The sequence below is a fragment of the Lysinibacillus macroides genome (genome assembly GCF_001281525.1).
Lineage (GTDB): Bacteria > Bacillota > Bacilli > Bacillales_A > Planococcaceae > Lysinibacillus > Lysinibacillus macroides.
Genome location: NZ_LGCI01000011.1, coordinates 291612 through 303469 on the forward strand (window position 1 = coordinate 291612; position 11858 = coordinate 303469).

The 11858-nt window shown below is 39.2% G+C and carries 12 protein-coding genes and 17 tRNA genes; all 29 read left to right on the forward strand.

Annotation, left to right across the window (positions count from 1 at the left end; all coding sequences use genetic code 11):
• The first annotated feature begins 24 nt into the window (after positions 1 to 24).
• The 29 genes from acpS to ADM90_RS21905 all read left to right on the forward strand — a co-directional run bounded on the left by acpS (position 25) and on the right by ADM90_RS21905 (position 11757).
• On the forward strand, positions 25 to 378 hold the full coding sequence (gene acpS, locus ADM90_RS21765; RefSeq protein WP_053996964.1) for a holo-ACP synthase: 354 nt from the start codon (positions 25 to 27) through the stop codon (positions 376 to 378).
• Between the two features lie 124 nt (positions 379 to 502).
• A complete protein-coding gene (locus ADM90_RS21770) occupies positions 503 to 1561 on the forward strand; it encodes a LolA family protein (RefSeq protein ID WP_053996965.1) in 1059 nt (352 codons plus the stop codon).
• 165 nt (positions 1562 to 1726) lie between these two features.
• Positions 1727 to 2848, forward strand: coding sequence for an alanine racemase (alr, locus tag ADM90_RS21775; RefSeq protein WP_053996966.1), 1122 nt, complete (start codon positions 1727 to 1729; stop codon positions 2846 to 2848).
• Between the two features lie 486 nt (positions 2849 to 3334).
• Positions 3335 to 3598: a hypothetical protein gene (locus ADM90_RS21780; RefSeq protein ID WP_053996967.1), complete on the forward strand. Its 264-nt coding sequence runs from the start codon at positions 3335 to 3337 to the stop codon at positions 3596 to 3598.
• A gap of 4 nt (positions 3599 to 3602) precedes the next feature.
• Positions 3603 to 3953, forward strand: a complete 351-nt coding sequence (locus ADM90_RS21785; protein WP_053996968.1) for a type II toxin-antitoxin system PemK/MazF family toxin — start codon at positions 3603 to 3605, stop codon at positions 3951 to 3953.
• A gap of 275 nt (positions 3954 to 4228) precedes the next feature.
• Positions 4229 to 4630, forward strand: a complete 402-nt coding sequence (locus ADM90_RS21790; RefSeq protein ID WP_053996969.1) for an anti-sigma regulatory factor — start codon at positions 4229 to 4231, stop codon at positions 4628 to 4630.
• Between the two features lie 11 nt (positions 4631 to 4641).
• Positions 4642 to 5637: a PP2C family protein-serine/threonine phosphatase gene (locus ADM90_RS21795; RefSeq protein WP_053996995.1), complete on the forward strand. Its 996-nt coding sequence runs from the start codon at positions 4642 to 4644 to the stop codon at positions 5635 to 5637.
• A 63-nt stretch (positions 5638 to 5700) separates the two neighbouring features.
• Positions 5701 to 6033, forward strand: coding sequence for an STAS domain-containing protein (locus tag ADM90_RS21800; protein WP_053996970.1), 333 nt, complete (start codon positions 5701 to 5703; stop codon positions 6031 to 6033).
• Positions 6033 to 6503 carry an anti-sigma B factor RsbW gene (gene rsbW, locus ADM90_RS21805; protein WP_053996971.1) on the forward strand — a complete coding sequence of 157 codons (471 nt, stop codon included), beginning with the start codon at positions 6033 to 6035 and terminating at the stop codon, positions 6501 to 6503. The genes ADM90_RS21800 and rsbW overlap by 1 nt, the downstream gene beginning before the upstream one ends.
• Positions 6481 to 7266, forward strand: coding sequence for an RNA polymerase sigma factor SigB (gene sigB / locus ADM90_RS21810; RefSeq protein WP_053996972.1), 786 nt, complete (start codon positions 6481 to 6483; stop codon positions 7264 to 7266). Before rsbW ends, sigB begins: the two co-directional genes overlap by 23 nt.
• Positions 7267 to 7367: 101 nt before the next feature.
• Entirely contained in the window at positions 7368 to 9539 is a 2172-nt protein-coding gene (locus tag ADM90_RS21815) for a Tex family protein (protein WP_053996973.1), read from the forward strand.
• Positions 9540 to 9606: 67 nt separating this feature from the next.
• Complete coding sequence (locus ADM90_RS21820; RefSeq protein ID WP_053996974.1) at positions 9607 to 10068, forward strand: SprT family protein; 462 nt, start codon at positions 9607 to 9609, stop codon at positions 10066 to 10068.
• Between the two features lie 91 nt (positions 10069 to 10159).
• Positions 10160 to 10236: transfer RNA gene (locus ADM90_RS21825), tRNA-Asn, on the forward strand.
• 1 nt (position 10237) lies between these two features.
• Positions 10238 to 10309: transfer RNA gene (locus tag ADM90_RS21830), tRNA-Glu, on the forward strand.
• Between the two features lie 30 nt (positions 10310 to 10339).
• Positions 10340 to 10415: transfer RNA gene (locus ADM90_RS21835), tRNA-Asp, on the forward strand.
• 5 nt (positions 10416 to 10420) lie between these two features.
• Positions 10421 to 10495: transfer RNA gene (locus ADM90_RS21840), tRNA-Gln, on the forward strand.
• Positions 10496 to 10510: 15 nt separating this feature from the next.
• Positions 10511 to 10583: transfer RNA gene (locus ADM90_RS21845), tRNA-Lys, on the forward strand.
• Positions 10584 to 10648: 65 nt separating this feature from the next.
• Positions 10649 to 10734 (forward strand) — tRNA-Leu (locus tag ADM90_RS21850).
• A gap of 19 nt (positions 10735 to 10753) precedes the next feature.
• Positions 10754 to 10830 (forward strand) — tRNA-Arg (locus ADM90_RS21855).
• Between the two features lie 12 nt (positions 10831 to 10842).
• A tRNA-Gly gene (locus tag ADM90_RS21860) sits at positions 10843 to 10916 on the forward strand.
• 2 nt (positions 10917 to 10918) lie between these two features.
• Positions 10919 to 10992, forward strand: a tRNA-Ile gene (locus ADM90_RS21865).
• A gap of 8 nt (positions 10993 to 11000) precedes the next feature.
• Positions 11001 to 11077 (forward strand) — tRNA-Asn (locus ADM90_RS21870).
• A 1-nt stretch (position 11078) separates the two neighbouring features.
• A tRNA-Glu gene (locus ADM90_RS21875) sits at positions 11079 to 11150 on the forward strand.
• Between the two features lie 30 nt (positions 11151 to 11180).
• Positions 11181 to 11256: transfer RNA gene (locus ADM90_RS21880), tRNA-Asp, on the forward strand.
• A gap of 5 nt (positions 11257 to 11261) precedes the next feature.
• A tRNA-Gln gene (locus ADM90_RS21885) sits at positions 11262 to 11336 on the forward strand.
• A 15-nt stretch (positions 11337 to 11351) separates the two neighbouring features.
• Positions 11352 to 11424 (forward strand) — tRNA-Lys (locus tag ADM90_RS21890).
• Between the two features lie 65 nt (positions 11425 to 11489).
• Positions 11490 to 11575: transfer RNA gene (locus ADM90_RS21895), tRNA-Leu, on the forward strand.
• Positions 11576 to 11594: 19 nt separating this feature from the next.
• Positions 11595 to 11671, forward strand: a tRNA-Arg gene (locus ADM90_RS21900).
• Positions 11672 to 11683: 12 nt separating this feature from the next.
• Positions 11684 to 11757, forward strand: a tRNA-Gly gene (locus tag ADM90_RS21905).
• Positions 11758 to 11858 lie beyond the last annotated feature (101 nt).

Here is an 11858-nt window from a genome sequence, read left to right on the forward strand (position 1 = left end):
AATAGGTAAAGGAGAAGGTGTCAGATGATTAAAGGAATTGGTCTCGATATTGTGGAAATAGACCGTATTGCAAAGGCAATGAAACGTACAGTCAAATTTAAAGATCGTATTTTAAGCGAGAGGGAAAAATTTTTATTTGATGGTTATACTGAAACGCGCAAAATAGAATTTTTAGCAGGGCGATTTGCTGCAAAAGAAGCATTTTCAAAAGCAATGGGCACTGGCATTGGGGCACAATGTAAGCTTCATGATATGGAAATACTAAAAGGCGAGGCAGGGAATCCTGTTTTATATTTTAAAGGAGCGCCTGTCAATGGCTTTGTTAGTATTACACACGCCAAGCAATATGCGGCTGCCCAAGTAATTTTGTTAACATAATGCTGAAGTTGTCTAACAGGTTGCTTAGTAAATATAAATATATTGCCTTTTCTTCAAATGACATAACTGACAAATACGGTTCATATATTGTCGTAGTGGATTTGAAAGAAGAAAGGGTGAAAGCGTGGGCAACCGTATAGTTAAATGGCTCGTCTTACTTTGTACGATATTACTTCTGTCGGCATGTGGTGCAGCCTCACAGGAAAAAGTGTTAAAGAAAGTAAATGATAAATGGGCTGAGACAAATGGGTATGAGTTAAATGCCTCGATGGAAATAAAATCTGGTGGAGAGCCAAGAAATTATGATGTTACTGTATGGCATACGAAGCCTGATTTTTATCGGGTGGAAGTAGTTGAAAGTGGGAAAGATGTTTCGCAAATGATTGTGCGTAATGCAGATGGTGTTTTTGTTGTCACACCAACACTAAATAAAATGTATAAATTCCAAAGTGATTGGCCAAAGAAAAATAGTCAAGCTTATTTAATCGGTGCTTTAGCAGAAGATTTAGCAGAAGATAAAAATCTTGTCATGAAAGAGGAAGAAAAAGCATATATATTTGAAGCGGCTACTAGAAATAGCTATAAAAATAGTATGCCCCACCAAGTGATCAAGGTAGATAAGAAAACATTGTTACCAACTTCTGTTGTCATTATGAATGATGTGAAGGAAGAGCAAATTCGCATTACCTTTAAAAAAGTTAAGCTAGGTGTGCAACATGCTGCAAAAGAGTACGCTGTTGAACAATTTACAGAGCAGAATGACACACAAGGTGAACAAGCTACACCAGCCGAAAAGGATGGGCAACAAGAGCAAGACGATCAAGAAGCAGTTGGTGCAGAGGTAGAATATGAAGAGTTCCAAACACATTATCCTGTAGTCAATTGGGCACAATTATCAAATGAAAAAGTCGTTCAAGAAGCTGGAATGGAACGCGTTATTTTAACATTTGATGGGGAGAAACCATTTACAGTGATGCAGCAACCAGTGACAAAGGAAAGCACAATGCTACCAGTATCCACATCTGGTGATCCAGTTGACCTAGGCTTTACAATCGGTGCGATTACAGACACGTCCATTAGCTGGGAAAAAGATGGTGTTGCATTCTTTGTAGCATCAAGTAAATTAACACGAGAAGAAATGGTTGAAGTTGCGACATCTATGACGATAAGTAGTATGAAGTAACTTTTCTAGCTACAGCTTTCTAAGAAAAGAGGGCTGTAGCTTATTGATAATATAAATTTTTGGAAAATGTTAAGTGCTTTCATTTAAAATGAAGGTGTATGTAATTGCACAAAATATATGTATGTAATACATAATGTTTTAATTAAAAATAAAGAGGGTATTCTAATGAAGACACAGCAGCACTTTCGACCAACCAAAGCAATAATCGATTTACAAGCAATCCAACAAAATGTGGAAAATTTAAAGAAGTTTTTACGACCTACTGTTCAAATCATTGCTGTAGTAAAGGCAAATGCATATGGACATGGAGATGTAGCCGTGGCACAAGCAGCACTTGATGCGGGCGCTACAATACTTGCAGTGGCAACACCAGAGGAAGCTTTACATATCCGAGCACATTTTACAGAACCAGACATACTCCTATTAGGCGCATCTCCAGCCTCGTTTGCCCCTTATGCGGCTGAGCAACGCATTATTCTCACAGTGTTTGCGAGTGAGTGGGTACAGCAAGCAGCTTCCTTTATAGATAAGGAAGCGCTTCCTCTCCGTCTACATATAAAAGTGGATAGTGGCATGAATAGAATTGGTATACGCTCCGAGCAAGAGTTATTAGAAATCTATCAAACGATCCAATCTACAGATAATGTGGAGCTGGATGGCTTATTTACACATTTTGCAACAGCTGATGAGGAAGATACAGCACATTTTGAAGAACAGGTACATTTTTTTGAAAGATGCTTATCCATCATACCTTCTAAGCCTAGACTTGTTCATGCTTCAAATACGGCAGCGTCTTTAGTGAAAGACCCATATTTACAATATGATGCTGTTAGATATGGCATTTCTATGTATGGATTAGCACCGTCTTCCTATGTAGACAGTATCGCACCTTTTTCATTACAACCTGCGTTTTCACTGGAAAGTGAGCTTGTCCATGTCAAGCAAATAAAAGCAGGTGATTGTGTAGGGTACGGTGCTACATATGTTGCACCAACTGATATGTGGTTAGGAACTATTCCAATTGGCTATGCGGATGGTGTTATTCGTAAGCTAGGCGGACAAGAAGTATTAATTGATGGACAAAGAGTACCGATTGTGGGACGAATTTGTATGGATCAATGTATGGTTGCCTTGCCAAAAGCATATCCTATAGGTGAGAAGGTAACACTTATTGGTCAACAAGGGCAACATATTGTTTCTGTTGATGAATGGGCAGTTAAGCTTGAAACCATTAATTATGAAGTACCATGCATTATTACAGCAAGAGTTCCTAGAATATACCTTTAAACCTTTAGAAGAAATCGTCATTTGAATAGCAACTCTACCAAAGAAAAATGTTGAATTTAGTCAATAAATAATTGCGCTAATTCTAAAATATGTACTAATTTGTATATGGAATAAAATGACTCCTACGAAAACAGATGTTTTTTGTGCAAAAACAAAGCTACAACAGCATGTGCTGAAAATTAATAAAAGCCATGCTCACAGAAAATGTTCCCTTATCGTGTGATCTACAACAATTAGAAGCATATTTTAGCAAAGAGCCAAATGACTGTTTAGGCGAATCTGTCCTTGGCTTGAAGCGAGTGCAGTACGTTTGGTAGTATATTGAAATAATAATTATACAGCATATACCGTCGACAACCGACATATCTTTACAATTTGTCCTTTAAATTGTCAGATATATTGTCATTTCATGTCTTTTCAACAATATCTTTCGATGATAGAATGAGAAGTAATGAAAAGTGGATGGTTCCGTTGGAGGTGCTTGCTGTGTATGAAAAGAAGTTAAAAGAAGCTACAATTGCTGTTCAAGATAGACTATTTCTACAAACAAAGGAAGTAATTGAAGGTGGATCTTTTGGGCGTAATTTGGCGCGCCAAAGTTTAATGCAGGGGCAACCAAATCAAATACGGGAAGCTATGATTAAAGGGTATGTTGAAATGTCTCATATTAACTTAACAATTGCAAGTGAATGCTTGCATGTAGAATATGAAGCACAACATATGGTGGAGCGTCTCGTTAGCGGGGGATGACACTTTGAATGTAAAACGTGGTGACGTTTTTTTTGCAGATTTATCACCGGTAATAGGTTCTGAGCAAGGAGGCACTAGACCGGTGCTGATTATTCAAAATGATATTGGCAATCGATTTAGCCCGACTGTCATCATCGCAGCTATCACTGCACAGATTCAAAAGGCAAAGTTACCGACACATGTCGAAATTAATGCTGAAAAGTATGGTTTCGAACGTGATTCGGTTATTTTGCTCGAACAAGTGCGAACAATTGATAAGTCAAGATTGACAGACCGGATTACACAGTTGGATCAGGCTGTGATGGAAAAAGTAGATGGTGCGCTGATGATTAGTTTAGGCTTAGTTAAATTTTGATATACATATATGTATAGAAGCATCGAGATCTCCGAGATCTCGATGCTTTTTTCGTCCTATATGCTAAAGTTACTTCCTTACCATAATTTGAATTTGCTATTTAAAAATGGTACAAAAAGCTTTAAGATAGATTCAAGATTTATCAAAAAAATAGATTTTTGAAAAAATTTTTAAGAGGTATGTAAAATTTTACATAGAAAGAGCTACTATTTGACGATAAACAGGTTAAATGAACGTGTAAGGGTGTAACGCCTTAAGGAATTGGAGGGACAGCAGTGGCAAGTAAGTCTTCGGTTGAAATTATTACTGAGTGGGATATTGTTGCAGCAAGGCAACTGGGGCGTAATGAAGCAAAAGCACTTGGATTTGGCACTGTTGATCAAGCTCGCATTACCACAGCAATTAGTGAATTAGCGCGAAATATCTATTTATATGCAAATATAGGTAGGATTGAAATTGAAAGAGTGGACACAGAAACTGAAAAGAAAATAGTAGTAACGGCTACCGATCAAGGACCAGGCATTCACGATATTCGGAAGGTCATGGAGGAGGGTTATTCTACATCTGGTGGTGTAGGAGCTGGTTTACCAGGCGTTAAGCGATTGATGGATAGCTTGGAAGTTCAATCTGTTATTGGAGAAGGTACAACGATAAGGGCGGAAAAATGGCTGCGTTAGGACGTGAGAAAATGAAACAATTAGAGGCTCAGTATAAAAAGATATTAGCAGATTACATTGTTAATCAAACTGAAAAAAATTTATATATTGCTCAAAATTTCACACGTCAGTTAATTCAAAAAAACATATCACCGGAGGATGTTATTAGCATTCATAAAAATGCTATAGCAGAAATATTTCCTGACAGAATGAATGAAGCACAGCCAGCCTATGATTTTCTTATTGAAGTGATGGTGCATTATGGCATGGCCCATAGAGAGCATCAAAGTTTATTGCAAAAACAGGCTGAATATGAGATGGAAATGAAAATTGCGACAAGCATTCAAAAGGCGTTGTTAAAAACACATATACCAAAATTATCGACTGTTGATATAGGAATGCTATCCGTACCGGCTCGCAAAATGAACGGTGACTATGTGCATTTTTTTTATCATCGGGACGACTATTTAAGTGTAGCTGTAACAGATGTAGTAGGGAAAGGTGTTCCTGCTGCTTTATGTATGTCGATGGTGAAATATGGCCTTGAAACATTGGAATATGCTTATAAAGAACCTTCCTATGTTTTAGAGGTTATTAACAGAGTTATTGAAAAAGGTGTTGATGACAGTATGTTTGTTTCCATGTTTTATGGTTGTTTAGATACGCAGAGAAATATGTTTTCCTATGCCTCAGCAGGTCATGAGCCAGCTCTACACTATAACGCCAAACAGGACCAATTCGTTGCCTTAGAGGCAAAAGGGCTATTACTGGGTGTATTGCCTAACACAAAGTACACCTACCAAGAAGTTATTTTGGAGGACAATGATATTATTACGATGATGACTGATGGAGTTACAGAATTTAGAGGGAACGATCACTTAAATTCAAGACAGATTATTACATCAGTAATTAGAGATAACAAGTATTTATCAGCGCAACAATTATGCCAGCTTCTGTATCGAGAAATAGAAAAAATACATGGCTTTGACTTATCAGATGATTTTACAGTAGTAATTTTAAAAAAATAGGTTTATGTTTTGAATGAAGAGGGAACAGGAAACAGTCTAATAAATATAGTGGAGGTGTGCTGTATGGACGTAACAATACATTTTAAAGAAATTGATCATAAATTATATGGCTATGTGGAGGGGGAAATTGATACGTTTACAGCTTCAGGATTACGTGAAGAATTAGAAGCAGTTAAGATCACTGAGGGCTTAGAAATCGAGTTGGATTTATCAAAGGTCAGTTATATGGACAGTACAGGTCTTGGTATTTTTGTGGCCTTCTATAAAAGAGCAGTTCGTGAAAAGGGCAAAGTAAAGCTTGTTGGTTTATCCAATAGATTGCAAAGATTATTTGAAATTACAGGTTTAAGTGATTTGATGGATATCGAAACTGATAAAAAGGTGGAATTACGCTAATGAAGGAATTTGATTATATAGAAATTAGAGTTCCTGCAAAACCGCAATTTGTCAGTGTCATTCGTCTAACTGTTTCTGGCTTAGCTAGTAGAGTTGGCTTTCATTATGATGATATTGAAGATTTAAAAATTGCGGCAAGTGAGGCGGTAACCAATGTTGTACATCATGCCTATAAAGAAGACGAGGAAGGCGAAATTGTCATCGGGTGTGCATTGTATGACAATAAAATAGAAATGATGATTGCAGATTACGGCAATAGCTTTAACTTTGAAGAGATTAAGTCGAAAATTGGACCGTATCACCCAGAGGAAAGTATCGTAGGGCTAAGAGAAGGCGGTTTAGGGCTTTATTTAATGGAGACTTTAATGGATGAGGTGATGATTAATAACGATGGTGGCGTAACTGTTTTCATGACAAAGTATGTCTCTAGGGAGCAGGTGGAAAAAAATGTCGAAAGAATCACTACGTAAATCTTCATCCAAGGAAGATGTATTAAAGTGGATTGCATTATACCAATCAAACGAGGATGATGAAGCACAAACCAACTTAGTGATTCATTATCGATATTTAGTTGAGTCAATAGCACGTAAATATTCGAATGGTAAATCATATTATGATGATATTGTTCAGGTAGGAATGTTGGGTTTATTAGGTGCAATTAGACGTTTTGATCCAAATGTTGGGCGTAGTTTTGAAGCATTTGCTGTACCAACTATCGTTGGAGAAATAAAGCGCTTTTTACGTGATAAAACATGGGATGTTCATGTACCTAGACGCATAAAAGAGTTAGGGCCAAGAATCAAATTAACAGTGGAAGCGCTGACCATTGAGTTGCAGCGTTCTCCATCTATTCAAGAAATTGCTGAACGATTAGAAGTAGAAGAGGAAGAGGTATTAGAGGCAATGGAAATGGGGCGTAGCTATCAAGCTCTTTCAATGGATCATTCAATAGAATCTGATTCAGATGGTAGCACAGTCACATTATTCGATATTTTGGGTAGAGAAGACGATGGCTATGAGATGACCAATAAACGAATGCTTGTTTCCGATGCGATGGTCTTGTTAAATGAGAGGGAAAAACAGGTTATTCAGCTTACATATTTAGAGCAGCTTAGTCAAAAAGAAGCTGGAGAACGATTAGGCATTTCCCAAATGCATGTATCACGCATCCAAAGGAAAGCCATAAAGAAATTGCAAGAGGCCATCCTAGCAAGCGGTGGTGTCTCACTCTAAAAATTTTATGTCAAATGAATAAAAATAGTCTGCTCATGGTCGCTTGAGTAGACTATTTTTTTGTATGTTTAGTAAAATGAAAAGAAAAAGGTAGGGATAATGTGGAACATAAACAAGTATTACAGCTTATTGCTAAGGATGTTGTAATAAAGACAGGGCAAGCCGATGCTGTTATTAAGTTATTAGAAGAAGGAAATACGGTACCATTTATTGCACGTTATCGAAAAGAAGTGACAGGCTCTCTCGATGAAGTGCAAATTAAGGCTGTAGAGGATCGTTATCATTACATACAGCAGCTCGAACAACGCAAGGAAGAGGTTATACGATTGATCCAAGAGCAAGACAAGCTTACATCTGAATTGGAACAAGCCATCCTTGCAGCAACGGTTTTACAGCGTGTGGAGGATTTATATAGACCCTACAAGCAAAAGCGGCGCACAAAGGCAACAATCGCCAAGGAAAAGGGCTTAGAACCGCTTGCAGACTTACTGGTAGCATATAGTAATGATTCATTAGAGCAACTTGCAGCAGATTTTGTAGACCATGACAAGGTGGCTAATCTCGACGATGCATTAGCAGGAGCACGAGATATTTTAGCAGAGCGCTTTGCTGACGATGCCACTATACGTGAGAAAATTCGTGCGTATTCATGGAAAGATGGCATGCTCGTAACGAATGTAAAAAATGCCGAGATAGATGAAAAAAATGTTTTTGAAATGTATTACGAGTATGAGGAGCCAGTCAACCGCATTGTTCCTCATCGTATTTTAGCAATAAATCGCGGAGAAAAAGAAGAAATTTTAAAGGTTTCGATTCATGTGCCCATAGACCGAGTATTAATGATTATGTGGAAGGAATGGATACCCGCGACTGGCTCTTCCCCTGCTATTGCGGAAGTAAAGCTAGCAATAGAGGATTCATACAAGCGTTTAATTCAACCATCTATCGAAAGAGAGCTACGAAACGAGCTTACTGAAAAAGCAGAGGCCCAGGCAATTCATATTTTCTCTGAAAATTTACGTAACCTTTTATTACAGCCACCTATGAAAGGGAAATATGTATTAGGTGTTGATCCAGCTTACCGTACAGGCTGTAAATTAGCTGTTGTTGATGAAACAGGGAAAATGCTAGAGGTTACAGCTATTTACCCGCATCCACCTAAACCGGATGTGGCAAAATCCAAAGCGATCGTGAAAGGAATTTTAGCAAAATACCCAATTAGTATTATTGCTATTGGTAATGGTACAGCCTCTCGTGAGACTGAACAATTTATTGCAGATGTATTAAATGAGCTTTCTACAGATGTAGCGTATGTTATTGTCAATGAAGCGGGTGCATCTGTGTACTCAGCATCTGACATTGCACGTACAGAATTTCCGGATTTGCAGGTAGAGCAACGAAGTGCCGTTTCGATTGCACGCCGTTTACAGGATCCTTTATCAGAGTTGGTGAAAATTGAGCCAAAAGCAGTGGGTGTAGGTCAATATCAACATGATGTTTCTCAGAAAAAATTAAATGAATCGTTAACTTTTATAGTAGAAACAGCTGTTAACCAAGTTGGTGTTGATGTAAATACGGCTTCATCATCACTCTTACAATACGTTTCTGGTTTATCAAAAACTGTTGCAGAGAATATCGTAAAGACGCGAGAGGAAAATGGTCAATTTACTACACGTGCGCAATTAAAGAAGATTCCAAGGTTAGGTGCCAAAACGTATGAACAGGCTATCGGTTTCCTACGTGTCCCAGAAGCAAAAAATCCGTTTGATGCTACAGGTATTCATCCTGAGAGCTACAATCTTGCTGAGCAAATATTAGCAGAGGCTCAAATAGATAAAAAAGAGTTAGGGACACAGAAGGCAGAGGATGCTATTGCAGCACTAAATATCCAAAAATTAAGTGATGTGCTTGGAGTAGGAGTTGTGACAATTCAAGATATCGTGGATACTTTAATGAAACCTAGTCGTGACCCACGTGATGCATTCCCACAACCATTGCTTAAGACTGATGTATTAAAAATGGAAGATTTAAAAGTAGGTATGGAATTGCAGGGGACGGTAAGAAATGTAGTAGATTTCGGCGCATTTGTTGACATTGGCGTGAAGCAAGATGGACTTGTGCATATTTCTAAACTCCAAAATAAACGTATTAAGCATCCATTAGAAGTTGTGGCACTTGGGGATATTGTAACTGTCTGGGTTGAACAAATAGATGTAACGAAAGGGCGTATCTCTTTAACGATGCTTCCTCCTAAAAATCAAGCATTAGTTTAAGTACTAAATTTTTGCCACACTGTCTATACTACGCAGTGTGGTATTCTTGTTGTTAGAGGTGATTACTATGGACAATCAAGAATTACAAGAGCTTGTTCGTCGCTTATCTTTAGAAAACTTTCAGAGGCCTTTTCTGCATCAAGCCTACTTTAATGCGAGATTACGTTCAACGGGAGGACGATATCTTTTACAATCCCATAATATTGAGATTAATCCTAAAGCCTATGAGTTATACGGTTTGGAAGAGATTCAAGGTATTGTTTTACACGAATTATGCCATTATCACCTACATATTGAAGGTAAAGGGTATCAGCATCGAGATAAAGATTTTAGAGAATTATTAAGGAAAGTAGATGCCCCCCGATTTTGCGCAGTTTTACATGTCCCGAAAGCTACAGTTAAAAAACAGCGACGACGCTATACATATACTTGTGTCAATTGCCACCAATTATATATACGGAAAATAAAAATGAATGTGGAAAAGTATTGTTGCAGTAAGTGTTTGGGGAAATTAAAATTAGTGGAGTAAAAAAAGTTTGAAAAATAGTTGACGTTTTGTTGAGTTGTCCCTATAATAGTAAAAGTCGACAAGATAACGGCGACAACATAACATGAATTATTCCGAAGTAGCTCAGTTGGTAGTAGCACCTGACTGTTAATCAGGTTGTCGCAGGTTCGAGTCCTGCCTTCGGAGCCATGGCCCCTTGGTCAAGTGGTTAAGACACCGCCCTTTCACGGCGGTAACACGGGTTCGAATCCCGTAGGGGTCATTTTTCATAATTTAATGTAAATAATATTTTGGTCCCGTGGTGTAGCGGTTAACATGCCTGCCTGTCACGCAGGAGATCGCCGGTTCGATCCCGGTCGGGACCGCCACTTATTGGGGTATAGCCAAGCGGTAAGGCAACGGATTTTGATTCCGTCATGCCTAGGTTCGAATCCTAGTACCCCAGCCATTCATTTCTTAATTCGAGCCATTAGCTCAGTTGGTAGAGCATCTGACTTTTAATCAGAGGGTCGAAGGTTCGAGTCCTTCATGGCTCATCTTTTTAAGAAAAGAGTTGACTTTTCAAGTTGGTATAGTATAATAGAAAAGTTACTACATGAATGCGGTCGTGGCGGAACGGCAGACGCGCTAGGTTGAGGGCCTAGTGGGGGCAACCCCGTGGAGGTTCAAGTCCTCTCGGCCGCACCAAGTCAACTAATTTTAATAAGCGCCCGTAGCTCAATTGGATAGAGCGTCTGACTACGGATCAGAAGGTTATGGGTTCGACTCCTGTCGGGCGCGCCAAATTTTATATATGCGGGTGTAGTTTAATGGTAAAACCTCAGCCTTCCAAGCTGATGTCGTGAGTTCGATTCTCATCACCCGCTCCAAGGGGCCTATAGCTCAGCTGGTTAGAGCGCACGCCTGATAAGCGTGAGGTCGATGGTTCGAGTCCATTTAGGCCCATTCATTATTCCGAAGTAGCTCAGTTGGTAGTAGCACCTGACTGTTAATCAGGTTGTCGCAGGTTCGAGTCCTGCCTTCGGAGCCATGGCCCCTTGGTCAAGTGGTTAAGACACCGCCCTTTCACGGCGGTAACACGGGTTCGAATCCCGTAGGGGTCATTTTTCATAATTTAATGTAAATAATATTTTGGTCCCGTGGTGTAGCGGTTAACATGCCTGCCTGTCACGCAGGAGATCGCCGGTTCGATCCCGGTCGGGACCGCCACTTATTGGGGTATAGCCAAGCGGTAAGGCAACGGATTTTGATTCCGTCATGCCTAGGTTCGAATCCTAGTACCCCAGCCATTCATTTCTTAATTCGAGCCATTAGCTCAGTTGGTAGAGCATCTGACTTTTAATCAGAGGGTCGAAGGTTCGAGTCCTTCATGGCTCATCTTTTTAAGAAAAGAGTTGACTTTTCAAGTTGGTATAGTATAATAGAAAAGTTACTACATGAATGCGGTCGTGGCGGAACGGCAGACGCGCTAGGTTGAGGGCCTAGTGGGGGCAACCCCGTGGAGGTTCAAGTCCTCTCGGCCGCACCAAGTCAACTAATTTTAATAAGCGCCCGTAGCTCAATTGGATAGAGCGTCTGACTACGGATCAGAAGGTTATGGGTTCGACTCCTGTCGGGCGCGCCAAATTTTATATATGCGGGTGTAGTTTAATGGTAAAACCTCAGCCTTCCAAGCTGATGTCGTGAGTTCGATTCTCATCACCCGCTCCAAAAAAGTATTGACATTCATTTAGATGTATGATATTATTAAGAAGTTGTCTTAAGAGACAATGACATGAACCTTGAAAACTGAACAAGCAAAACGTAATCAA